This is a genomic window from Parasphingopyxis sp. (genome assembly GCF_052168295.1).
In the GTDB taxonomy this organism is placed as follows: Bacteria; Pseudomonadota; Alphaproteobacteria; order Sphingomonadales; family Sphingomonadaceae; genus Parasphingopyxis.
The window spans coordinates 29,671-52,218 of the sequence record NZ_JBQLZN010000020.1 but is presented as its reverse complement, the minus strand read 5'-3'; the positions used below and the strand labels follow the sequence as shown (position 1 = coordinate 52,218).

The window sequence follows — 22,548 nt, the reverse complement described above, 5'->3', positions numbered from 1 at the left end:
CAACCGTCGGCGGCGAACCCTGCGCCGTACGAACCTCCTGCGGCGCTCGCGCCGGCAATCGAAGCGATCGTCGCGCGGCCCAATGTCGCCGGGCTCGGCCTTGCGGTCATCGAGGACGGAGCGGTCGTCTGGACCGGATATTATGGCGAACAGGCGCCGGGCGTCCCGGTGAGCGAAGAAACGGTGTTCAACACGGCATCGGTGGCCAAAACGATGATCGCCGAAACCGTGCTGCGGCTGGTGGAGCAGGGCCGCATGTCGCTCGACGATCCGATCGCGGATCATTTTCGCCATCCCGATCTTGCCGACGACCCGCGCTATGACGAGCTGACTCCGCGCATCATCCTGTCGCATCAGACCGGGCTGCTCAACTGGCCCTATCTCTATGACGATGGCCGTCTCGCCTTTGTCAGCGATCCGGGCGCGGGCACCATAACCTATTCGGGCGCCGGCATACGTATCCTCGCGCTCTATCTCGAACGGCGTTTCGATACGCGCTATCCGGATCTTGTCCGCGAGGTACTGTTCACGCCGCTCGGCATCGAGGGGATGGATGTCGCGCGCCGCCCCTGGATGGAAGGGCGGACGATCGCGCCGCGCGACGGCGAAGGGCAGAGCTATCCGCCCTTTACCCGGCAGGCGAGCGGCGCGATGATCGAGCCCGGCGAATGGAGCGCGGCCGACAATCTATTCTCCACCGTGCCCGCCTACGCCCATTTCCTCACCCGGTTGATCGCGGGCGATAACGTCGGTCCCGATCTGACGGCGGAACGCAGGCGGCTGCATTCCGCGTCCGGCGATCCGGAACTCGGTTATGATTGCCTGATGCCGGAAGCCGAATGCCCCGATCCGCTCGGTTACGGGCTCGGCTGGACGCTGTTCGGCGAGCCCGGTCGCATGGTCCTCAACCATGGCGGCAATGATTTCGGCGAACATGCGCAGGTCTATTTTGCGCCGGAAACCGGGGACGGGCTCGTCCTGTTCATGTCCGGTGGCAATGCGTTCCGGCATGGCCTGGAAATATTGGAGATTATCGATCCGGACCTGCGGATGGCGCATCATTATCGCGCGCTCTTCGATCATCTGACCAGCCAGCAGGACTGACCTGCATTATCGTCCGTGCCGATCGGCGATGACGGCGGACGCACAAGCGGCTAAGGCCGCACGCATGACACCCATCGATTTTCCCATCGGTCCCGTGCTTTCGACGCTCGATCTCGCGGGTATCGGCCTGTTCGCGGCGACCGGCGCGGTGGCCGCGGCGCGGGCGAAACAGACGCTCGTGACCTTCGCCTTTTTTGCGCTGGCTACCGGTGTCGGCGGCGGCACGGTGCGGGATCTGCTGATCGGCGCGCCCGTCTTTTGGATAGAGGATACGCGCCCGCTCACCGCCTGCCTCGTCATCGCGCTCGTCATCTGGATCACGCCCGAGAGACTGTGGCGCGGCAGGGCGCTGGACTGGCTCGATGCGATCGGCATGGCCGCCTATGCCGTGTTCGGCGCGGCGAAGGCGTTGAGCTTCGGCGTCCCGCCGGTCGCGGCGGTAATGATGGGCATCTTCACCGCCTGTCTCGGCGGCATCATCCGCGACGTGCTCGCGGGCGAGCCATCGATCATATTGCGGCCAGAGCTGTATGTGACGGCGGCCGCGCTGGCCGCCGCGCTGTTCGTCGGGCTGAGCGCGGCGGGCGTAATGCTGCCTGTCGCGGCGGGGGTGTCGGCATTGGCAGGCTTTGCGCTCAGGGCGCTGGCGATCTGGAAAGGCCTGTCGCTGCCCGTGTATCGGGGCGGCTAGCGGGCCGGGGCGGAGCCTCGTCCGCTCGCCGGCCCGCACCATCATCCGTCAGACCAGGCCGTATACGAACACCGTCGCGATCCCGAGCGGCGCGACATAACGCAGCAGCCCACGCAGCACCGCATATCCGCGCGGCCCGATCCCGGCCAGTTCCGCCTGAACCGCGCGCTCCGGCAGCACATAACCGACATAGAGCGCGATCAGCAGGCCGCCCAGCGGCAGCAATATCGCGGACGTCGTAAAGTCCAGCAGGTCGAACAGATTGCGGTCCCACAAGCGCATATCGCCAGCGATGTTGAAGGAGAGCGCGCAGCCGATGCCGAGTAGCCAAATCGCGCCGCCCGATGCGACGGCCGCGCCCTTGCGCGTCAGCGGAGTCCGCTCCTCGATATATTCGACGACCGGCTCGAGCACCGAGATGGTCGAGGACAGTGCCGCCACGGCGAGGAACAGGAAGAAGAGGGTCGCGACGATCATGCCGCCCGGAATATCCGCAAAGGCGATCGGCAGTGTCACGAAGACCAGCCCGGGTCCGGCGGCCGGTTCCAGCCCGGCGGCGAACACGATCGGGAATATGGCGAGCCCGGCCATCAGCGCGACCAAGGTGTCGAGACCGGCGATCGCGACCGCCGACGAGCCGAGCGGCGCGTCCTTCTGCAGATGCGCGCCATAGGCCATCATGGCGGTCATGCCGATGCTCAGCGTGAAGAAGGCATGGCCGAGTGCGACGAGCACTGCGTCCCAGCTCAGGGCCGAAAAGTCGGGCGCGAACATGAAATGCGCGGCGCGGCCGAACTCGCCGCTAGCCATCGCCGCATAGATGACGAGGCCGGCCAGAATGGCGAATATGCCGGGCACCATCCAGCGGATCGCCTTTTCCAGGCCGCCGCGTACGCCAGACGCCACGATAAGGATCGTGATCGCCATCACGACGGTATGGCCGCCGACAAGCGCCGCCGGACTGGCCAGCAGCGTTTCGAACAGCGTGCCCATCGCCGCCCCGACGTCGTCGGCGCCACCGGCCGCGGACAGATCGCCGCCGACCGCATAGCCGAGATAGGCGAGCGCCCAGCCGGCGACCACGCTATAGAAGGAGAGGATGAGGAAGGCGCACAGGCCGCCCAGCCAGCCGATCACCTGCCAGTTGGGCGAATGGCCGTCGCGCTCCGCCATGATCCCGAAGCTGCGGATCGGGCTCGCGCCGCCCCGCCGCCCGGCGAGGATCTCGGCGGTCAGCACCGGCACGCCGATAAGCGCGATGCACAGAAGATAGACGAGGACGAACGCCCCGCCGCCATTCTCGCCGACGATGTAGGGGAACTTCCAGACATTGCCGAGGCCGACCGCCGAACCGACCGCGGCGAGGATGAAAGTCAGCCTCGACGACCATTGATTGCCGGAAGTGTCCGATGCCTGCGATGCGCCGATGCCGGGCGCCTTGATATTGGTTGCCATTGTCCGATCCTGATCGGGGTGCCGGAACTCCCGGCGCCCGTGTTCTCTGTCGATGAGGGTGAAAGCCGCTCATGGACGAGGATCGTGTGAACCAGCGTTGAAACTAGCGTTGAAATCGTATCCGCATCGGGCCGCGAGAAAAGGCGGGCGATGTATTGGTCGTGGCTAACCCCGCAGCCACTCCATCACCAGCGCGCGCAAGCCGGCATCTTCCGCGCCGCTCGCCCGCCCCGGCAGGACCTCCACCGGGCATTCGAGGCACCGGAGCTGCATCGCCGGGCCGTTCAGCAGGAGCTGCATCTCGGCCGTTACCGTCGCGATGATCGCGCGTGGATCGGGGGCGAGCATCGTCCAGATGTCGCGCGGGGCGTTGGCCTGTTCGGCATCGTCATCCTCGCGCGTCCAGTTACGGATGAATTCGGCGAACGGGTCGGGCGGCTGTTCGATCCACAGGATGCGGACATCGTCGGCCTCGACTTCGGCGCGGCTTGCGGCTTCGGCAATCGCCTCGTCCATCGTGCCGAACGCGTCGACCAGGCCGAGCTGGCGCGCCGTGCCGCCGGCCCAGACGCGGCCCTCGGCGATTTCGGCGACGCGCTCGACCGGCATCGACCGGTTTTCGCTGACGAGGCTCAGGAAGCGGCGGTAAATGTCTTCGGTGCCCGACTGAAAGAGCCGCGCGGCTTCGGGCGAGAGGCCGCCGAACAGATCGGGCTCGCCGGACAGCGGCGTCGTCGTCACGCCGTCCGCGCCGATATCGAGCTGGTCGAGCGTGCCTTCGAAGGTCGGGATGATACCGAACACGCCGATCGAACCGGTGATCGTGCCCGGCTCGGCCATGATGTGATCGCCGGCCATCGCGACCCAGTAACCGCCCGATGCGGCGAGATCGCCCATGGAGACGACGACCGGGATATCGCCCTCGGCCTCGGAGAAATCGAGGATGGCCCGCCGCATCCGCTCCGATGCAAGCGCCGAACCGCCCGGGGAATCGACGCGCACGACGAGCGCCGAGAAATCGTGGTTTTGCGACGCTTCGCGCAGCAGTTCGGCGATGGTCTCACCGCCGGCTGTGCCCGGGGGCGCTTCGCCGTCGACGATCGTGCCGGCGACGGTCACCACGCCGATATTGGTGCCGCCGCCGGTGCGCGGATTGGCCGCGATCCAGCTGGCGAGGCGGATGGCCTGGAAGCCCGTATCCGCGTCTTCGCCGGACACTTCCGCCACGCGGGCCTGCCAATCGACGCGCGTGCCGATTTCGTCGACCATACCGGCTTCGCGTGCGGCGGTCGCGAGGTCGTTGTTCGCGGCTTCGACCAGATCGGCCGGCGTTGCGATGATCGCGTCGAGATCCGCGCCTGGCCGGGCGCGCGCGACATCCTCGCGCCACGCTTCGAACAGGGCGTCGGCAAGCGCCTGATTGGCCTCGCGCGCTTCGGGCGATTGCTCGGATTCGCTGAAGGGTTCGACCGCGGATTTATACTCGCCGACGCGGAACACGTTCACATTCACGCCGAAGCGTTCGAGCATATCGCCATAGTAAAGGCGGGTGCCGCCCGGTCCCAGGACCAGCGCGCCGCCCATCGGATGGACCCAGATTTCGCTCGCATGCGCGGCCAGCGCATAGGCGTCGTCGCCATAGCCGGTCGCATAGGCGATCACCGGCTTGTCGGCGTCGCGGACGGTCTGGATCGCGTCTGCAACCCGGGCGATCGAGGTCTGGCCGCCGCCGAGAAAGCCGTCGAGATCGAGCGCGACGGCCGTCACGCGGTCGTCGGTCGCGGCGGTTTCGAGCGCCTGCACGATATCGCGGAGCCGGTGCTGGGTGACGGTTTCGGCGCCGGTCAGCGCATCGAACGGATTGATGTTTTCGGGCTGCTCGACGATCACGCCATCGAGATCGAGATGGAGCGCGCCCTCGCCGGGCACCGCCGGGTTGGGGCTGGATGTGAGCACGGCATAGAGAAGGCCGAAGAACAAGAGCAGCAGGAGCAGGACGAGCGCGTCCTTGATCCCCACCAAAACCTTCCAGGCACCGCGCAACAGCCGCATCACAAGCTCCTCGATCGTCAGATAGACGCTATTTAGGTGGGCGCGCGGCCAGAAACAAATGCGTATCTACGGACAGTATGCGCGCATCTGCAGGCGCAGCAGCGTTACCAGCGCACGAGACGGGGAATGACGAGGCGGCCGGCGACGGTCGTCGCGGCGATGGCGAGCGTGTACCACAGGCCGATATAGACGATATCGTTGTGCGGGCAGTGCATCGAATAGGCGAGCGCGCCGAGGCTGCCCGCGGCAAGACCCGTGACGGTCCCCGCGCGTTCGGGGGAGGTCGGTGCGCCGCGCTTGAGCCACCAGGTCAGCACGGCTCCGAGCACGAGGCCGATGCCGATCGAATAGGTCAGGCATTCGACGCCGTTCACCGGATGCAGCCGCTCGGCGATCGGCGTCTGGCCGACGAGCGCCGCGACCGCGGCCGCGATCGGGACGGTCAGCGCAGCGAGCGCCGCCCAGCGCCAGCCCGACCGGCTGGTGCCGACCGCGGGCCGGGCCATGCTCGTCGCCGCCGTCAAGCTGGCCGCGCCCAATACGACCAGGAGGCCGGTGCGGATCAGGAACATCGGATCGGTCGCCGTCGCGTCCAGAAAACGGTCGCGGAAACCGAGCGTCGAGACGACGAATACGGCGCTTACGGCGGTCAGCAGGACCACGCCGCCGATGACGCCGCCGGACTTGAGCGGCTTTACCGGCTCCAGCTCTTCGGCGAGGCTATCGAGATCAAAACCCTTCGACATTATTGCTCATTCTTCCTCGATCGCCGCGGCCATGCGTTTCATGCCGCGGTGAATATTGACTTTGACCAGCGATTCCGACTGGCCGGTTTTCTGCGAGGCTTCGGCGATGCTCAGCCCCTCTATCTTGACGAGTTTGATCGCGAGCGCCTGTTTCTCCGGGATCACGCCCAACAGCCGTTCGAGCCCGATCTTGGCCTCGACGGCCGGGTCGGAGGGATCGGCGGTCAGCTCTTCGTTCAGCTCGACTTCCTTCGCGCGATAGGCTTTGCGCAGATGGTCGATCCAGCGATAGCGCGCGATCGCGGCCAGCCAGGGCAGGAAGGCCCGGGCCGGATCCCAGGACGCGCGCTTGCGGTGGAGGGAGATCAGCGTGTCCTGCACGAGATCGTCCAGTACATGCGGCCCGATCTTGCGGGCATAATAGCGTTTGAGCCAGGTCTCGCACTCGCCGAGCAACGTGCGATAGGCCTTTTTGTCCCCCTTCTGGGCGAGCGCCATGAGGCGCGCCAAGGTCTCGTCGTCGGCAACCACGTCACTGGTTTAGCACGCAAATCCGCGCTGTGTAGCCCGGAATCGCCGGCGCCGCCGAAAAGGGCCAGAGCGAAAAGGGGTGGGGAGCCATCCGGCAGTGTGCGACCCGTGCAAGGCGGCCGCCGGATAGCTCCCCGGCCCTCGATCGCCCGCGCGCGCAGGGAGGCATCGTTTGCGCGCACGGTTCCCGGCTGCTCGCTCGGGGGCAACGTGCAAGCGGTTGGGAGTGATGCGATTCGAGGGGAAAACTGGCATTTCATCCTATCGGGACCCGGTTATTCACCTGCCGGTTCGCAGCTATTCGCGGGGCGGTTACACCGGACCGGCGGAAATTTTGCCGAATCCGCGAATTTTTCCTTGAAACGCGCGGCCAGAGGCCTAGATGAGCCTCTGTTAGCACTCACCTGTTGAGAGTGCTAAAAACTGTTTTCGCACGATTGGCGATTGGCCGGGCGTTCCGCGATGGAAAGGCCGTTCCGATCACCTTGGATTTGGGAATTGAGGAAAGGAATTACAATGGGATTTCGTCCGCTGCACGATCGCGTGCTCGTACGCCGCGTAGAGGCCGACACCAAGACGGCCGGTGGTATCATCATTCCGGATAGCGCTCAGGAAAAGCCGCAGGAAGGCGAAGTGGTCGCTGCCGGTGCAGGCCTGAAGGCCGATGACGGCAAGGTCACGCCGCTCGACGTAAAGAAAGGTGATCGCATCTTGTTTGGCAAATGGTCGGGTACTGAGGTCAAGCTCGACGGCGAAGATCTGATTATCATGAAGGAAAGCGATATTCTCGGCGTTGTCGCCTGAGGATCTCGCTCTTTTTCTTTCACGCACACGAAAAAAACAGAGGTAAGCTATCATGGCAGGTAAAGACGTAAAATTCGGCCGCGACGCGCGCGAGCGCATCATGAGCGGCGTCGACATTCTCGCCGATGCAGTCAAAGTCACGCTCGGCCCGAAAGGCCGCAATGTCGTGCTCGACAAGAGCTTCGGCGCCCCGCGCATCACCAAGGACGGCGTTACCGTCGCCAAGGACATCGAACTGAAGGACAAGTTCGAGAATATGGGTGCGCAGATGGTCAAGGAAGTGGCTTCCAAGACCAATGACATTGCCGGCGACGGCACGACAACCGCAACGGTTCTCGCTCAGGCGATCGTGCGCGAAGGCATGAAATCGGTTGCAGCTGGCATGAACCCGATGGACCTGAAGCGCGGCATCGATCTCGCCGTCGGCAAGGTCGTTGAGGACATCCAGAAGCGTTCCAAGAACGTGAAAAGCTCCGACGAAGTTGCCCAGGTCGGCGTGATTTCCGCCAATGGTGACAAGGAAGTCGGCGAGAAGATTGCCGAAGCCATGGATCGTGTCGGCAAGGAAGGCGTGATTACCGTGGAAGAGGCCAAGGGTCTCGAATTCGAGCTCGATGTCGTTGAAGGCATGCAGTTCGATCGCGGTTACCTCAGCCCGTACTTCGTCACCAACCCTGAAAAGATGAATGTCGAGCTGGAAAACCCGTACATCCTGATCCACGAGAAGAAGCTTTCGAACCTGCAGGACATGCTGCCGATCCTCGAAGCTGTGGTGCAGTCGGGTCGTCCGCTCCTCATCATTGCCGAGGACATCGAAGGCGAAGCGCTGGCGACGCTGGTCGTCAACAAGCTGCGCGGCGGCCTCAAGGTTGCCGCCGTTAAGGCGCCGGGCTTCGGCGATCGTCGCAAGGCGATGCTCGAAGACATTGCGATCCTGACCAAGGGCGAGATGATCTCCGAAGATCTCGGCATCAAGCTGGAATCGGTTACGCTCGGCATGCTCGGCGAAGCCAAGCGCGTCACCATCGACAAGGACAACACGACCATTGTCGATGGCGCTGGCCAGAAGAAGGCGATTGCCGGTCGCGTCGAAGCGATCCGTCAGCAGATCGAAACCACGACCAGCGACTATGACCGCGAGAAGCTGCAGGAGCGTCTTGCGAAGCTCGCCGGCGGCGTGGCTGTCATCAAGGTTGGCGGTGCGACCGAAGTCGAAGTGAAAGAGAAGAAGGATCGTGTCGATGATGCGCTCCACGCAACCCGCGCTGCTGTCGAAGAAGGCATTGTGCCGGGCGGCGGAACTGCGCTTCTCTACGCCACCAAGGCGCTCAAGGGTCTCGAAGGCGAGAATGCCGACCAGACCCGCGGTGTCGATATCGTCCGCAAGGCGCTTTACGCACCGGTGCGGCAGATTGCCGAGAACGCTGGCCATGACGGTGCGGTCGTTTCGGGCAAGCTGCTCGACGGCAACGACACGAAGCTCGGCTTCAACGCCCAGACCGATACGTACGAAGATCTGGTCAAGGCCGGCGTGATCGACCCGACCAAGGTCGTGCGTGCCGCGCTGCAGGACGCTGCGTCTGTCGCCGGTCTGCTCATCACCACCGAAGCGACGGTGGCCGAGCTTCCGGAAGACAAGAATGCGGCTGCGCCCGCGATGCCCGATATGGGCGGCATGGGCGGTGGCATGGGCTTCTAGAGCCTGTCCTGAGCCCGGCAAAGGGCCCAGGCGCTACCAACGCAAAAACAAGGCCCCGGCGGAGCGATCCGCCGGGGCTTTTTTGCGAGTCGGATAATCCTCGAGCGATACATTTACCCCCGGTCCTCAGAGACCCTGCCCGCCCGAGATTTCGATCCGCTCGCCGGACATCCAGCGCAGGTCTTGCGACAGGATCGCCGCGACAGCATCGCCGATTTCCTCCGGCAAGCCCGGGCGACCGAGCGCCGTCATGGACGACACGATCGCGTTGACCTCAGCGTTGTCGCGCACTGCGCCGCCTCCGAAATCGGTCTCGATCGCGCCGGGCGCGATAGTGTTGACCCGAATGCCACGTTCGCCCAATTCGTTGGCGGCATAGCGCCCGAGCACTTCGACGGCGCCTTTCATGGCTGCGTAGGCCCCGTATCCGGGAAGCGCGAACCGCGCGAGCCCGGAGGAGACGAACAGCACGCGGCTGTCTTCGTCCATCATGCCGATCGCCGCCTGCGTCAGGGCGAGCGGCGCGCGCACATGCAGCCGGTACATCGCATCGAGCGCATCCATCTCGGTTTCGGCGAGCGGCGCATGATGGGCCGCGCCTGCATTGTTGACCAACGCATCGATGCGCACGCTTCCGAGGTCGCTCAAAACGCCCCTTACCGTCTCGATGAAGGCGCCGGGATCCGTTTCCTCCGCATCATAAGGCAGCATGATCGCATGCCCGCCCGCCGCGCCGGCCTCTGCCGCGACTGCTTCCGCTTCTGCGGACGCGCTGCGATAGGTTCCGATCACGGTCCATCCGCGCCCTGCCAGGGCCAGGGTCATGGCCCGGCCGAGCCCGCGGCTCGCTCCGGTGATGAGTGCGATTTTCGTCTTGGTCGTCATGGTCAATCTCCTTTCCTCATGGGCCAGTCATGCTGGCGACGAGAAGGAGATGGCATGCCCGATAGAGTGGCAGTAGACACAAATTCTGCATATGCTAATTGCATTTTATGCATGAAGTTGATCAGATCGACCAGATGTTCACGCGTGTCGTGGAAGCGGGAAGTCTGCGCGCTGTCGCACTGGAGTTGGGAGTCGACCCATCCTCGGTGAGCAGAAAGATCTCGGCGCTCGAAGATCGCTTGCAGGTCAAGCTGCTCCGTCGTTCGACCAAGCGCAGCGAGCCGACCGAAGCGGGCGTTCGCTACTATGAGGGCGTTCGCCGCCTGCTCGACGAACGCGCCGCACTGGAGGCCGAAGTCGCGGGTTTGGTGGACGAGCCGCGCGGACGATTGCGCATCGGTGCTCCGGTCGATTTTGGTGCGCGCTTCGTCGCGCCGGTCGTTGCGCAATTCATGCGTGATGCGCCGGGCCTTGACGTGGAGCTGGTGCTTGGCAGCGGGTTCGATGACCTGACGGAAGCCGGCCTTGATGCCGTTGTCCGCATCGGGCGACTCTCCGATTCAAGTCTCATCGCCAAAAAGATCGGAATAGTGCCGCGCGTCGTCGTCGCATCGGCAGACTATGCCCGTGAATATCCGGTGCCGCGGTCCCCTGGGGATCTGTCAGCGCACCCCTTCGTCTTTTATCTTGGCGGGCAACGACGCGCTTCCATCAGTTTCTCCAAGGGACGTACACGCGTCGATGCCGAGGTGACAGGCCGCACAGCCGCAAATAGCGTTTCGGCGATCCGCCAACTGGTCCTCGGCGGCGCGGGTCTTCATTACGGCCCGCTATGGGCTTTCGACGAAGATATCGAAAGCGGTAAAATGGTCGCCGTGCTGCCCGACTGGGAATGCGTCGCCTATCCTTGCCATGTCCTTTGGCCTGCATCGGAATTTCTGCCGGTGAAGGTACGCGAATTTGCCGAAAGGTTCGCCAAGGCGGCTGCCGGAGAACGCTCGCTCCAGGACCAAGCCAAGACAGGCTGACGGCTGCCCTTAAGCCGGGCGCGCGCGTTCTTCCCTATAGGTCTAGCTCCCGCTGCGGCTCGCCTCCGCCTCCTCGATCGCGGCTTGCGGCCAGGTGACCTGCGTCTGGGTCTGCGGATTGAACAGGCCGCCCTCATAGACGGCCGCCTCCGCCGCGGCGATCTCGGCTGCCGAGAGATGTTCGCTCGGCTCCAGCGCAAACACATCGAGGCCGCGGACCATGTCGGTCGCGTAGATTCGGCCGTTATACCAATAGGCCGACCAATAGCCGCCGGTCAGGAGCTGGTCCGCATCGACCGGCCCGCGGTCGAAATAGGCGATCTCGAACGGGTTGGCGGGGTCGGTAAAATCGATCACCGATATGCCGCCCTGATACCAGGCCTGGACGAAGATATCGCGGCCCGGCACCGGAATGATCGAGCCGTTATGCGCGACGCAATTCTCGGTCTCACCCTGCGGGGCGGGCAGCTTGTAGGTGCCGCGATATTCCAGTTCCCCGTCGACGATCGCGTAAAAGGCGTTGGCGCCCCATGCGCGCGGGTCGGCGGCCTGGCAGCGCGGACGGCTGCCGCCGCCCCATTCGTCCGTGAAGAGGACCGTGGTGCCGTCATTGTTGAAGGTGGCCGAATGCCAATAGGCAAAGCCTTCATCGACCACCTCGTCGATCCGTTGCGGGTTCATGGGATCGGAAATGTCGAAGATGATCCCGTTACCCGAACAGGCTCCGGCGGCGATATTGAGCGCCGGGAACACCGTGATGTCGTGGCACTGGTCGGTCCGGCTCGTCTCCTGTGTATCATCGCCATGATCGCCGCCCTGCCACAGGCCGCCCAGGCGTCCCGTCTCCGGATCGGCGAAAACGGCCGGGCTTGAGACGATCCGCGCCGCGCCCGGATTGGCCAGCGGAATCTCGATCACGTCGATGCGGAACAGCGCCGTGCGGGCATCGCCGGGTACGTCGCCGATGCAGCCGGGCAGTTCTTCCTCGTCGCGCACCGAGGACGTGCCCGAATTATAGACGATCAGGCTCTCCTCCGTTTGCGCGACCAGCGAATGGGTGTGCGAGCCCCGGCAGGTCTGCACCTGCCCGACCTGACGCGGCCTGGCGATGTCGGAAATGTCGAAGATACGCAGCCCGCGAAAACGCTCGTCGCTGATCTGCGTGTTCACCCCCTGGCGCCCGCAATCGACGCGCGCGCGGGTATCCTGCACGCTCATCAGGAGGAGATTGCCGGCGATGGACACATCGCCCTGGCCACCGGGGCAGACGGTCGAACTCAGCAATTCGGGCACACCGTCTTCGCCGAGCCGATAGGCGTTGAACCCGTGATAATTGCCGACGATCATCAGATCGCCGGAAAAGGCGATGTCGGTGTTGACGAACGACAGCAAACTGCCGCGCTCGGCAAATTCCGGTTCCTCCTCTTCGGCCGGGTCCGCTTGGTCATTCTCCGCCTGATCGGCGCCTTCGGTCTCGTCCTCGGGAATCTCCGGCCGCAACCCAGCGGGATTCGCCGGATCGAAAAAGCCGTCGGGTTTGCGCAGAAAGGCGACATGGCGCAGGCCGCTGATCGCCTCGCCGGCATCGAACAATCCCGCCGAGAGCACCGCACGGGGATCCTCGGACAGGCTGGCGTGCAGCGCGTTCATGCGATCGATCTCGGCCTGCTGATCCGTCACGATGTCGGTCGTGAACCGATGCATGACAGGGTCGGCGGCGGTGCCGGGCAGTTCGAGCAACTCTTCGACCATGGTCAGCGCACCCTGGTGATGCAGGGTCATCAGTTCGAGGAACAGCCGGTCGAAACCGGTACCGCGCAGGGTTTCGAGCTGCGCCATCTGTTCGGGCGTCGCCATGCCGGCCATCCCCGCATGGTGCATATGGCCCATGCCCGCCATCTCCATCGGTTCGCCCCGTTCGCGCAGCCAGGTGCGCATGAAGCTGATTTCGTCCGCCTGTGATGCGTCGATGCGACCCGCCAGCGCGACGATCGCTTCGTTGTTGGTGCGATCCGCCACCAGCGCGGACATCTCGACCGCCTGACGGTGATGGACGATCATATTCTGCATGAAAGCCACGTCGGCCGGTGCGAAGTCGTTGCGCGCCAGCGTGCGCGCTTCCTCGGCCGTCAGCGTGCGGGAGGGTTCGCCGGGGGCTCCGGGTTGTACGATTGTCGGATCCTGTGCCCCGACGGCGGCGGTGCTGCAGAGCAATATCGCCAGAAGAGAGGCGCGCATGGTTCGCTCGATAATCACAACGATCTTCCTGTATCCGGATGGAAAGACCGAGAAACACACGCCAGGGCGGCGTCGTCAAGTGGTCGCGGCCGCGCGGCCGCTGGCGGACCCTTTTCTTGCACCCATGCTCTGATAGTCTGGTTTGCGGATTGCGGGGGGATCGACGGTGGCGAAGCGCGGAAAATGGTTTGCAGCGCTGCTGTTCGCTGCGGCCCTTGCCGCTGGCGGTATTTGGCTGTTTCAGGCGCAAATCGGTGCCTGGATGTTCGACCGGGGCGTCGCGGCCGCGCTGGAGCGGGACGAGATCGCCGCGTTACCCGAAGGTTTGCACGTCGCGATGTGCGGCACCGGCTCTCCGCTGCCCGACCCGAGCCGCGCCGGTCCCTGCACCGCGGTGATTGCCGGAGATCGGCTTTTCGTCGTCGATATCGGCGCGGGCGCGGTGCGCAATTTCGGCCCGATGGGCCTGCCGGTCGGCGATGTTGAGGGCGTCTTCCTCACCCATTTTCACTCCGATCATATCGACGGGCTGGGAGAGCTGCTGCTCCTGCGCTGGACGGGCGGGGGTCATACCGATCCGCTCCCGGTGATCGGGCCGACCGGCGTCGCACGAGTGCTGGACGGGCTTGCGGCCGCCTACACCATCGACAGCCGGCACCGTGTCGACCATCACGGCGAAACGGTTGTGCCGCCGTCGGGCAGCGGCGGCCAGCCGCGCGCGTTCGCGGTGCCGCAGCCCGGCGAGATGCGAACAGTCTATGACGAAGGCGGGCTGCGCGTGCAGGCGTTTCGCGTCGATCACGGCCCGGTGCGCCCGGCGGTCGGCTATCGGTTCGACTATGCGGGGCGTTCGGTCGTCATCAGCGGCGATACCGCGCGCGAAGAGACCGTCGCCGCGGCGTGCGGCGGATGCGATCTGATGGTCCATGAGGCGCTCAACGCCGGGATGGTCCGGACGATGGAGCGGGCCGTCGCGGCCTCGGGCGATGGGAGGCTCGCGCAGATACTCGAAGATATTCTCAACTATCACACGACCCCGGTCGAAGCCGAGGCGATTGCCGCGCAAGGCGAGGCGGGCATGCTCGTGCTGACCCATATCGTCCCCGCCGTTCCCAACCGGTTCGTCGAGGCGGCTTTCCTGGCCGGGACCGGCGATCGCTATTCGGGCGACATCGTCCTTGCGCGCGACGGCATGCTGTTCAGCCTGCCGGCCGATAGCGACAGGATCGACCGGGATATGCTGATGTAAGCTCCTGCCGTCCGATCGCTCTGGCTAAAGTTTAAGCCGTTCCGATCACGTACAGCAGATAGCCGGCGAGGAAGAGGCCCGCGGCGAAGGTGCCGAAGGCGCCGACGACCCGGGCTGCGACGAAAATCTTGTTGCCCTCTTCGCCATGGGAGCCGGTGAGCGAGCCGAAGGCGAAGGCGTGCGACAGCCGCGCCACGACAAAGGCACCGGCAACGATGGTCAGGACCTGGGCCGATCCGCCGACCAGCTCGGCAAGCGCCAGTACGACCAGAAAAAGCGCTGCATTCTCGGCGAGATTGCCGTGACGGCGAACCTTGCGCTCCAGATCCTTGTCGTCGCCCATGCCGACGCCCGTATTGGTCTGTACGCGATGCATGCCGACGAGGATCATGAGGATGAGCTGCAGGGCGAGGATGATGGCGGCGGTGGTGCCGGATATGACGGGGAGGGGCATAATCATCCTTTCGGGCCGAGATTGACGGGCAATCGCACGAGACTTACTGGTGTTATTTTACAACGTCGAAACGTAAAAATGCATCTTGTCGGTGCGAATATTAGCCAATGAGGCGAAGGGACGCAAATCTGTGGCGCGTATCGCGGATCCCGACTGGGAAGACATCAAGACCTTCAGGGCGGTGATGGCGGCGGGCACGGTGCGCAAGGCGGCGAGCGAACTCGGCGTCCATCACTCGACTGTCAGCCGGCGCATCGAAGCGCTCGAACGCTGCCTCAAGGTCCGGCTGTTCGACCGCCGGCCGGAGGGTTACGCGCCGACCCAGGCGGGCGAAGAGCTGGCAGGTATCGCCCGGGAGTTCGGCGATGCCGTCGATGGCATCATCCGCCGTATGGCGGGGCAGGACGATCTGCTGCCGGGCAAGCTGGCGGTGACGATGGTCGAGCCGCTGGCGACCGGCATTTTCGCGCCGCGCCTCGCCGAGTTCAACGATCGCTATCCAGGTCTCGAGCTCGATATCATCGTCAGCTATGCCGAGCTGGACGTCGCGCGGCGGGAAGCGGATGTCGCGATCCGGATGAGCAACGATCCGCCCGAGGCGCTGGTCGGCCGGCGCTTCTTCCCCTATTTCTCGACCGTCTATGCTTCGCCCGCCTATCTGGACGCGCACGATCTCGCCGCGGAACCGGAAAAGGCGCGCTGGCTCGGCTGGGGCGAGACGGACGACCGCTATCCTGAATGGACGCAGACGACCGAATTTTCGCGTGTGCCTGTATGGGGCACGTTCGATACGCCGGCGCTGCAGATCGCGGCCGCGCAGGCGGGGTTGGGGATCGCGATGCTGCCCTGCATGATGGGTGACGCCGCTGACGGGCTGGTCCGCGCGACCGAGCGCAAGCCGGTGCCCGGGCGCGACATCTGGGTGCTCACGCACAACGATCTGCGGCGCACGGCCCGGGTACGCGCGTTCATGGATTTCGCCGGGGAAGTGATCCGCGACAACAAGGCGCTGCTGACGGGCGAACGGCCGGGCTAGCGCGCCTGCCGCTATTCTTCCGTGTCCGGCGCGGCTTCCTCCGGAACGGGCTCGGCGCTCTGGATCGCCGCTTCATATTCGGCCTGGGCCGCATCGAGCGCGGCCGCGGCCTCGTCCAGTTCGCGTTCTTCGGCGCGGGTCAGCCCTTCGGCGTCCCCGTCCGCGGCCGAACAGGCGGAGAGGCCGATCATCGCCGCCCCGCATGCGCCCATGATCGCCATCGACACTCGTCTCATGGATCTTCCCCCCGGTTTGATCATGCGCACGGCCTATAGCCGCAGATCCGTTGCGTGCAAAAGAAAAGGCCGCGCTCCGATCCCGGGCGCGGCCTTCGCTTCGTATCGAATGCGGTTTCGCCTTACTGGGCGTCTTCGCCCTCGACTTCGGCTTCCATTTCGCTGGCCATTTCGTCCATTTCGGCCATCGCGTCGTCCGCGGCGGCATCGATGTCGGACGCCATTTCGTCGGCGGCCGCTTCCATGTCGGACGCCGCTTCGTCGGCAGCGGCTTCGACGTCGGCAGCGGTTTCTTCCGCGTCCGCTTCGGCAGCTTCCTGTTCGGCCGGCGTGCAGGCGGCGAGGCCAAGCGCAACGGCGAAGGCCAACGGCAATGCAAAAGTCTTCTTCATGGGTCTACTCTCCCAGTTGGTTACGTATTGAATGCGATTGTGACTGAGCCCCCGAGGGTTTCGCCCCCGAAACCGGTCGCGGATTTTTACCGTTCCTCGCCCGCTAAAGCAATATTGGGCGATAAAAACCCGGTTATACGCTTATTCCTGCGGTTCCGGGACCGGCTCTTCCATCTCCTCGAGCTCTTCCATCTCCTCGATCGCCGCTTCGAAGGCCGCGTCCTCGCTTTCGCTCAGATCGTCGCCGTCGCCCGCAAGGCCGGCCGTGTCGTAGTTCAGGATCGCGGCTTCGCGTTGCTGGAAGAAGGCGGCGCGCGAGGCCGCATAGGGGTCCGCGCTGCTGTCGAGAAAATCGTCGACGCCCGCATCGATAAGATCCGATCGCGTGCTGATGATGCCCATCCCGCGGATCGCCCATTGTTCGGTATTGGTGAGGTTGAGCGCGCGGTCGAAGAAGATGGTCACGGGGTTGACGACGAAATCGACGATCGTGCCGAACGTGTCGCGCTGGGTGGACGGCCCGAGGAACGGGTTCATCACATAGCCGCCATCGCCGACGCCCCACACCGCGAGGGTCTGCCCGAAATCCTCGTCCGCCGGTGCGATGCCGAGATCAGTCGCATGATCGGCGAGACCGCCGACCCCGATGGTCGAGTTGATGATGAACCGCCCCAGATTGCGGATCGCCCGGTCCGGCCGGCCCTGGAGCAGGTTGTTGATGAACGACCAGGGCTCGGTCAGATTGCGGAAGACGTTGGAGATGCCGCGCCGCGCGGGCTGGGGCGTAATAAAGCGATAGACTTCGGTGACCGGGCGGATCGCGACGGTGTCGATCCCCTGATTGACGGCCCACATATCGCGGTTGAAGCCTTCGTGCGGGTCGCGGTCGGCCTTGCGCTATGTGCGGCGGCGCTATGGCTCTGTCATCTAACGGTTTAGTCGCGCTTTCGCTGATCTTCGCTGCAGTTTCGCCCCTATCAGTTGCGATGGCGCAGGAGACTCAGTCAGCGGAAGCGGAAGTTGGTTCCGCGATTCCGGAGGAAATCCCAACCAGCGCATTCGGTGCCCGCTCGGAACTAAGCGGTGCGCAACTATCCCCCGATGGCAGCAAATTTGCCCTGGTCGTGACCCGGGATGACGCGACCTATATCAGCGTAATCGATTCCGACACGCACGAGCTTGCCGGGGGCCTGAATCTCGGCAGCACGGCGGACTTCAATTGGTTCCGCTGGGCCGGTAACGATCATATTCTCTTTTCAATGACGAGCAGCGATTTCTTCGGCTTTTTCAGCTATTCGCGGCTCTACGCGCTTAACGTCGAATCCGATGTCATGCACCCGCTTGTCGGCGAGGATATGGAGCCGGACGGGGACAACATCGTACATATTGATCCCCATGGCCGCTATGTCCTCGTCAGTTTCGCTACACGTTGGGGCCGGGCTCCGGCAGTATGGCGGTTTGACCTTAACGGCGAAGGACAGCCTGAGCCTGTGCTCATTCAGGAGGCGCAGCGTTCGATTGACCAATATATTGCCGACGATAGCGGCGATCTTCGCATTGCTTTGAGCGTCTCGCGTGGAGGCCAGGTTCGCATCCGCTATCGCAGCGACGGTACGGGGGAATTTGAAACCGTCGCCCGGGCGCGGCTTGACGATCCCGATGCGCTGGATCTGTGGGACTTTATGGGCTTGCGGGCGGGTAGCAACCAAGGCTTCTCGATCGGCGTTCCTGAGGACGGAGAACGCCGGGTTTTGATGGAGTTCGACTTCACCACCGGAGAGGCTGGCGAGATCGTCTTTCAATCGTCCGAGGAAGATGTCGCTACGGTCCTGTTCGATCGCCAGCGGAACCCGATCGCAATCGGCTATGAAGGCGAGACTTTCCGGCGCGAATGGCTCGATCCCGAAATCGAGCAATGGCACCGCCAACTGAGTGATGCGCTGCCGCGGAGCCGGGTATGGATTCTCGATATTTCCGACGATCGCAACCGCATGCTCGTGCTGCAGGAAGGCCCAGCCGATCCCGGGGCGCTTTATGTGTTTACGCCAAGCGAGAGGCGCCTCGATCTGTTTGCCGAGTATCGCCCGGGAGTGCCGCGTACATTATTGGCTGAGCCGCGTGCGGTCCGATACGATGCTCGCGACGGCACATCAATTCACGGCTATCTGACCCTGCCTGTCGGTCGCCCGGCTGAAGATTTGCCGCTGATCGTCCATCCGCATGGCGGCCCCTATGGTTTGCGCGACAGGGACGAATATAATGATATGGTCCAGCTTCTCGCCAATCGCGGCTATGCCGTGATCCAGCCCAATTTTCGCGGATCGGGCGGCTATGGTGAAAGCTTCGAGCTGCTCGGCCACGGACAGATTGGCCGCGCGATGCAAGACGATCTCGACGATGCCGTCTCGCATCTTGTCGAAGAAGGGATCGTCGATCCCGACCGCGTCTGCATCATCGGATCCAGCTATGGCGGGTTTGCGGCGGTTTGGGGTGCGATCCGCAATCCCGAAATTTATCGCTGCGCGGTCAGCTTTGCCGGTGTGATGCATTATGAGCGCCAGTTACAGCACGACCGCAACTTCCTGTTCCGCCGCAATCGCGGACGACATTGGGACCGGATCGATGGGGACCAGACCGATTTCGACCTGGATGACATTTCTCCCGCCGTGCAGGTCGCCCGGCTCACCCGTCCCGTGCTGCTGGTTCACGGCGAGGTCGATAACCGGGTTCCGTTCAGCCAGTATGAATTGATGGTCGACCGGGCGGATGATGCGGATATCGAGCTCGAGACCCTGACCTTCCCGGAATCAGGACATGGATTTAACAGCGCTGCCGATGAAACCGCCTATTATGATGCGGTGGTCGATTTCCTCGCGCGCCACAATCCGGCCGACTGACCAGCAATTCCCAGTTTCCCGCGCTGGGACCGGCATGTTCAAGGGGTTTTGAACATTAAATTTGACCACATATAAAGATATCTTTATGTCTTTATGGATGCGGGCTGAATTGGAAATCTTCCGGGCATTGGCCGACCCTACGCGGTTGCGGATCGTCGCATTGCTGCGCGCGATGGAATTGTCCGTGGGCGAACTGGCGCAGGTGCTCGGCCAGAGTCAACCGCGCGTCTCGCGTCATGTCAAAATCCTCGTCGATGCCGGGCTCGCCGAGCGGCGCAAGGAAGGCAGCTGGGTCTTTCTCGGGCTCGGCGATCCGGCGCGCGTGCGGCCGCTGCTCAGCGCTATCGACGGTTGGTCCGAAGAGGGCGAGGATCACTGGATGCGCGCCGATATCGCGCGGCTCGAAGCGGTGCGCGCCGATCGCCAGGCCGCAGCGCAAGCCTATTTCGCCGCCCATGCCGATGAATGGGACGCGATCCGCTCGCTCCATGTCGCCGAAAGCGAGGTCGAGGCCGCCATGACCCGCGCGCTCTCCAAGGACGAGATCGGCCGGCTTGTCGATATCGGCACGGGGACGGGCCGGATGCTCGAACTGTTCGCCGGCCGCGCCGAAAGCGCCATCGGGATCGACCGTAGCCCCGAAATGCTGCGGCTCGCGCGCGCCAAGCTTGCCGAGGCCGATCTCGACACGGTCGAAATCCGCCAGGGCGATATGTATGCGCTCGCGCTGCCCGGCGGCGGAGCCGATACGGTGATCCTGCACCAGGTGCTGCACTATGCGCAGCAGCCGGCGGCCGCGATCGCCGAGGCCGCGCGGTTGCTCGACGCGGACGGTCGACTGCTGATCGTCGATTTCGCCGCGCATGAACGCGAGGATCTGCGCAGCGAGGCCGCCCATGCGCGGCTCGGTTTTTCCGACGCGCAGATCGCCCGATGGTTTGCCGATGCGGGGATCGACGGCGGCCTGTTCGAGGAACTCGGGGGCGGCGAACTGACGGTGAAATTATGGCTGGGGCGGCGCAAGGCCGGCCGGCGGCTGAAAGTGGTGGCGGCATGATCCTGACGGTCGATCAATTGCACGAAGCGCGCCGCGCGACCGACGATCCGCTTTTCGCGGACCTGGCCGGCGACGCGCAGGTCTCGTTCGAATTCTTCCCGCCCAAGACGGAGAAGATGGAAAAGACGCTGTGGGAATCGGTGAAGATGCTGGAGCCGCTGGGCCCGCGCTTCGTTTCGGTCACCTATGGCGCGGGCGGTTCGACGCGCGAGCGCACCCATGCGACGGTCCGCCGGATCGTACAGGAGACGCCGATCCAGGCGGCCGCGCACCTGACCTGCGTCGATGCGAGCAAGGCCGAGATCGAGGAAGTCATCAGCGACTATTGGGACGCGGGCGTGCGCCATATCGTCGCGCTACGCGGCGATCCGCCGCGCAAGGGCGATACGTTCGAACCGTTCGAGCCGCATCCGGAGGGCTATAGGAGCGCGGCCGAACTGGTCGCCGGGATCAAGGCGTTCAAGCCGTTCGAAGTATCGGTCGCGGCGTATCCCGAAGTCCATCCGGAGGCCGATTGCCCGCAGGCCGATCTCGATAATCTGAAGCGCAAGCTGGATGCCGGGGCGAACCGCGCGATCACGCAATTCTTCTTCTCTGCGGAAAATTTCTTCCGCTTCCGCGACGAAGCGGCCGCTGCCGGGATCGATGCCGAGATCGTGCCCGGCATATTGCCTGTGTCCAACGTCGCGACGACGAAGCGGATCGCGGGGATGTGCGGCGCCTCGATCCCGCCCTGGATGGATCGGCTCTTCGACGGCCTCGACGAGCTGCCCGCCGCGCGGCAACTGATCGCCGCGACCGTCGCCGCCGAGCTGTGCCGCAAACTCTATGCGGGCGGCGTCCGCGAATTCCATTTCTACACGCTCAACCGGGCGGAGCTGAGCTATGCGATCTGCCATCTGCTCGGCATCCGGCCCGAAGCCGAGAAGGACGACGGCGCATGACCGATATTGCCGAGCGCATCCGCGAGATCGCGGCCGACCGCATTCTCGTATTCGACGGGGCCTGGGGCACGGCCATCCAGAATTACGGGCTCGACGAAGCCGGCTATCGCGGCGACCGCACGTTCGAGATGGACCAGAAGGGCAATAACGACCTGCTCTGCCTGACTCAGCCGGAGATTATCGAGGAGATCAGCGCCGCCTATCTGGAGGCAGGCGCCGATATCATCTCGACCAACACGTTCAGCGGCACGACGATCAGCCAGGCCGATTATGGCGACGAGGCGCTGGTGCATGAACTGAACGTTGCGGCCGCGAAGCTCGCCCGGCATGCGGCGGACACTATCGCGACCGAAGAGAAGCCGCGCTTTGTCGCGGGCTCGATCGGGCCGACGAACAAGACGCTGTCCATTTCGCCGGACGTCGAGGACCCCGGTTTCCGTGAGGTCGATTTCGACCAGATGAAGGCGGTCTATGCCGATCAGATCGACGGGCTGATCGAGGGCGGCGTGGACATGCTGCTCGTCGAGACGATCTTCGACACGCTCAATGCAAAGGCGGCGATCATGGCCGCGCAGGAATCGGGCGAGCGGCACGGCAGGACGCTACCGCTGATCCTCTCGATGACGATCACCGACATGTCGGGCCGCAACCTCTCCGGCCATTCGATCGAGGCTTTCTGGGCGTCGGTCCGCCATGCCGAGCCGCTCGCCGTGGGGCTCAACTGCTCGTTCGGCGCGGATCGTCTGCGCCCGCATATCCAGGCGATTTCCGAGATCGCGGACACGCTCGTGATCGGCTATCCCAATGCGGGCCTGCCCAACGAACTCGGCGAATATGACGAAGACGCCGCCCATACGCGCGACAAGATCAGCCAATGGGTCGATCAGGGATTGGTCAATATCGTCGGCGGTTGCTGCGGCACCACGCCCGACCATATCCGCGCCATCGCCGAAATGGTCGACGGCAAGCCGCCGCGCGCGATCCCCGAACGCATGACGCAGACCTTCCTCGCCGGTCTAGAACCGATGACGCTCGCCGCCTGAAAGCCGA

General features: G+C 64.3%; 20 protein-coding genes and 1 pseudogene. 11 read left to right on the top strand and 10 right to left on the bottom strand.

From position 1 onward, the window contains the following. Both ACTS1Z_RS03310 and ACTS1Z_RS03305 read left to right on the top strand, forming a co-directional pair. The coding region (locus tag ACTS1Z_RS03310; protein ID WP_442623008.1) for a serine hydrolase domain-containing protein at positions 1-1,104 on the top strand (1,104 nt) is incomplete at its 5' end. Positions 1,105-1,168: 64 nt separating this feature from the next. Then, the gene (locus ACTS1Z_RS03305; RefSeq protein ID WP_442623007.1) at positions 1,169-1,795 is read left to right on the top strand and encodes a trimeric intracellular cation channel family protein; all 627 of its coding nucleotides are present in this window, start codon (positions 1,169-1,171) and stop codon (positions 1,793-1,795) included. Between the two features lie 48 nt (positions 1,796-1,843). Here ACTS1Z_RS03305 and ACTS1Z_RS03300 read toward each other — a convergent pair whose 3' ends face one another. From ACTS1Z_RS03300 to ACTS1Z_RS03285, 4 genes are all read right to left on the bottom strand, one after another. Beyond that, entirely contained in the window at positions 1,844-3,250 is a 1,407-nt protein-coding gene (locus ACTS1Z_RS03300; RefSeq protein WP_442623006.1) for a sodium-dependent transporter, read from the bottom strand. 165 nt (positions 3,251-3,415) lie between these two features. After that, positions 3,416-5,302: a signal peptide peptidase SppA gene (sppA, locus tag ACTS1Z_RS03295; RefSeq protein WP_442623005.1), complete on the bottom strand. Its 1,887-nt coding sequence runs from the start codon at positions 5,300-5,302 to the stop codon at positions 3,416-3,418. A 104-nt stretch (positions 5,303-5,406) separates the two neighbouring features. Further along, on the bottom strand, positions 5,407-6,048 hold the full coding sequence (locus ACTS1Z_RS03290; protein ID WP_442623004.1) for an NrsF family protein: 642 nt from the start codon (positions 6,046-6,048) through the stop codon (positions 5,407-5,409). 6 nt (positions 6,049-6,054) lie between these two features. Continuing rightward, positions 6,055-6,546: a sigma-70 family RNA polymerase sigma factor gene (locus tag ACTS1Z_RS03285; protein ID WP_442623003.1), complete on the bottom strand. Its 492-nt coding sequence runs from the start codon at positions 6,544-6,546 to the stop codon at positions 6,055-6,057. A gap of 549 nt (positions 6,547-7,095) precedes the next feature. Here ACTS1Z_RS03285 and ACTS1Z_RS03280 point away from each other — a divergent pair. Continuing rightward, positions 7,096-7,383, top strand: coding sequence for a co-chaperone GroES (locus ACTS1Z_RS03280; RefSeq protein ID WP_442623002.1), 288 nt, complete (start codon positions 7,096-7,098; stop codon positions 7,381-7,383). A 52-nt stretch (positions 7,384-7,435) separates the two neighbouring features. After that, positions 7,436-9,082: a chaperonin GroEL gene (groL, locus tag ACTS1Z_RS03275; RefSeq protein WP_442623001.1), complete on the top strand. Its 1,647-nt coding sequence runs from the start codon at positions 7,436-7,438 to the stop codon at positions 9,080-9,082. A 126-nt stretch (positions 9,083-9,208) separates the two neighbouring features. Here groL and ACTS1Z_RS03270 read toward each other — a convergent pair whose 3' ends face one another. Beyond that, the gene (locus tag ACTS1Z_RS03270) at positions 9,209-9,967 is read right to left on the bottom strand and encodes an SDR family NAD(P)-dependent oxidoreductase (protein ID WP_442623000.1); all 759 of its coding nucleotides are present in this window, start codon (positions 9,965-9,967) and stop codon (positions 9,209-9,211) included. Positions 9,968-10,074: 107 nt separating this feature from the next. On the opposite strand from ACTS1Z_RS03270, the gene ACTS1Z_RS03265 reads away from it, so the two are divergent. After that, positions 10,075-10,995, top strand: a complete 921-nt coding sequence (locus ACTS1Z_RS03265) for a LysR family transcriptional regulator (protein WP_442623011.1) — start codon at positions 10,075-10,077, stop codon at positions 10,993-10,995. Between the two features lie 42 nt (positions 10,996-11,037). Here ACTS1Z_RS03265 and ACTS1Z_RS03260 read toward each other — a convergent pair whose 3' ends face one another. Then, positions 11,038-13,233 (bottom strand): DUF305 domain-containing protein, encoded by a 2,196-nt coding sequence (locus tag ACTS1Z_RS03260; protein WP_442622999.1) that lies wholly within the window; start codon positions 13,231-13,233, stop codon positions 11,038-11,040. 166 nt (positions 13,234-13,399) lie between these two features. Between ACTS1Z_RS03260 and ACTS1Z_RS03255 the strand changes: the two genes are divergently transcribed. Next, positions 13,400-14,482: an MBL fold metallo-hydrolase gene (locus tag ACTS1Z_RS03255; RefSeq protein ID WP_442622998.1), complete on the top strand. Its 1,083-nt coding sequence runs from the start codon at positions 13,400-13,402 to the stop codon at positions 14,480-14,482. 31 nt (positions 14,483-14,513) lie between these two features. Here ACTS1Z_RS03255 and ACTS1Z_RS03250 read toward each other — a convergent pair whose 3' ends face one another. After that, entirely contained in the window at positions 14,514-14,936 is a 423-nt protein-coding gene (locus tag ACTS1Z_RS03250) for an MAPEG family protein (RefSeq protein WP_442622997.1), read from the bottom strand. A gap of 130 nt (positions 14,937-15,066) precedes the next feature. Here ACTS1Z_RS03250 and ACTS1Z_RS03245 point away from each other — a divergent pair, with 130 nt between their 5' ends. After that, entirely contained in the window at positions 15,067-15,972 is a 906-nt protein-coding gene (locus ACTS1Z_RS03245) for a LysR family transcriptional regulator (RefSeq protein ID WP_442622996.1), read from the top strand. A gap of 11 nt (positions 15,973-15,983) precedes the next feature. Here ACTS1Z_RS03245 and ACTS1Z_RS03240 read toward each other — a convergent pair whose 3' ends face one another. The 3 genes and pseudogenes from ACTS1Z_RS03240 to ACTS1Z_RS03230 form a co-directional block, all read right to left on the bottom strand. Further along, positions 15,984-16,208, bottom strand: a complete 225-nt coding sequence (locus tag ACTS1Z_RS03240; RefSeq protein WP_442622995.1) for a hypothetical protein — start codon at positions 16,206-16,208, stop codon at positions 15,984-15,986. A gap of 122 nt (positions 16,209-16,330) precedes the next feature. Continuing rightward, positions 16,331-16,600: a hypothetical protein gene (locus ACTS1Z_RS03235; protein ID WP_442622994.1), complete on the bottom strand. Its 270-nt coding sequence runs from the start codon at positions 16,598-16,600 to the stop codon at positions 16,331-16,333. 141 nt (positions 16,601-16,741) lie between these two features. After that, a pseudogene (locus tag ACTS1Z_RS03230) lies at positions 16,742-17,473 on the bottom strand (MlaA family lipoprotein); the annotation flags it as partial. Positions 17,474-17,724: 251 nt separating this feature from the next. Here ACTS1Z_RS03230 and ACTS1Z_RS03225 point away from each other — a divergent pair. The 4 genes from ACTS1Z_RS03225 (at position 17,725) to ACTS1Z_RS03210 (ending at position 22,541) form a co-directional block, all read left to right on the top strand. Next, positions 17,725-19,497: an alpha/beta hydrolase family protein gene (locus tag ACTS1Z_RS03225; RefSeq protein ID WP_442622993.1), complete on the top strand. Its 1,773-nt coding sequence runs from the start codon at positions 17,725-17,727 to the stop codon at positions 19,495-19,497. 97 nt (positions 19,498-19,594) lie between these two features. Then, positions 19,595-20,554 (top strand): ArsR/SmtB family transcription factor, encoded by a 960-nt coding sequence (locus ACTS1Z_RS03220; protein WP_442623010.1) that lies wholly within the window; start codon positions 19,595-19,597, stop codon positions 20,552-20,554. Beyond that, the gene (gene metF / locus ACTS1Z_RS03215; RefSeq protein WP_442622992.1) at positions 20,551-21,498 is read left to right on the top strand and encodes a methylenetetrahydrofolate reductase; all 948 of its coding nucleotides are present in this window, start codon (positions 20,551-20,553) and stop codon (positions 21,496-21,498) included. The genes ACTS1Z_RS03220 and metF overlap by 4 nt, the downstream gene beginning before the upstream one ends. Then, positions 21,495-22,541, top strand: a complete 1,047-nt coding sequence (locus ACTS1Z_RS03210) for a homocysteine S-methyltransferase family protein (RefSeq protein ID WP_442622991.1) — start codon at positions 21,495-21,497, stop codon at positions 22,539-22,541. The genes metF and ACTS1Z_RS03210 overlap by 4 nt, the downstream gene beginning before the upstream one ends. Positions 22,542-22,548: the final 7 nt, after the last annotated feature.

What these genes read in the sequence shown, in the direction of transcription:
- ACTS1Z_RS03270 (WP_442623000.1), bottom strand. Translation starts at nt 9,967, where the DNA reads ATGACGACCAAGACGAAAATCGCACTCATCACCGGAGCGAGCCGCGGG.
- groL (WP_442623001.1), top strand. Translation starts at nt 7,436, where the DNA reads ATGGCAGGTAAAGACGTAAAATTCGGCCGCGACGCGCGCGAGCGCATC.
- ACTS1Z_RS03250 (WP_442622997.1), bottom strand. Translation starts at nt 14,936, where the DNA reads ATGCCCCTCCCCGTCATATCCGGCACCACCGCCGCCATCATCCTCGCC.
- ACTS1Z_RS03305 (WP_442623007.1), top strand. Translation starts at nt 1,169, where the DNA reads ATGACACCCATCGATTTTCCCATCGGTCCCGTGCTTTCGACGCTCGAT.
- sppA (WP_442623005.1), bottom strand. Translation starts at nt 5,302, where the DNA reads ATGCGGCTGTTGCGCGGTGCCTGGAAGGTTTTGGTGGGGATCAAGGAC.
- ACTS1Z_RS03265 (WP_442623011.1), top strand. Translation starts at nt 10,075, where the DNA reads ATGCATGAAGTTGATCAGATCGACCAGATGTTCACGCGTGTCGTGGAA.
- ACTS1Z_RS03300 (WP_442623006.1), bottom strand. Translation starts at nt 3,250, where the DNA reads ATGGCAACCAATATCAAGGCGCCCGGCATCGGCGCATCGCAGGCATCG.
- ACTS1Z_RS03280 (WP_442623002.1), top strand. Translation starts at nt 7,096, where the DNA reads ATGGGATTTCGTCCGCTGCACGATCGCGTGCTCGTACGCCGCGTAGAG.
- ACTS1Z_RS03235 (WP_442622994.1), bottom strand. Translation starts at nt 16,600, where the DNA reads ATGAAGAAGACTTTTGCATTGCCGTTGGCCTTCGCCGTTGCGCTTGGC.
- ACTS1Z_RS03285 (WP_442623003.1), bottom strand. Translation starts at nt 6,546, where the DNA reads ATGGCGCTCGCCCAGAAGGGGGACAAAAAGGCCTATCGCACGTTGCTC.
- ACTS1Z_RS03290 (WP_442623004.1), bottom strand. Translation starts at nt 6,048, where the DNA reads ATGTCGAAGGGTTTTGATCTCGATAGCCTCGCCGAAGAGCTGGAGCCG.
- metF (WP_442622992.1), top strand. Translation starts at nt 20,551, where the DNA reads ATGATCCTGACGGTCGATCAATTGCACGAAGCGCGCCGCGCGACCGAC.
- ACTS1Z_RS03210 (WP_442622991.1), top strand. Translation starts at nt 21,495, where the DNA reads ATGACCGATATTGCCGAGCGCATCCGCGAGATCGCGGCCGACCGCATT.
- ACTS1Z_RS03240 (WP_442622995.1), bottom strand. Translation starts at nt 16,208, where the DNA reads ATGAGACGAGTGTCGATGGCGATCATGGGCGCATGCGGGGCGGCGATG.
- ACTS1Z_RS03220 (WP_442623010.1), top strand. Translation starts at nt 19,595, where the DNA reads ATGCGGGCTGAATTGGAAATCTTCCGGGCATTGGCCGACCCTACGCGG.
- ACTS1Z_RS03260 (WP_442622999.1), bottom strand. Translation starts at nt 13,233, where the DNA reads ATGCGCGCCTCTCTTCTGGCGATATTGCTCTGCAGCACCGCCGCCGTC.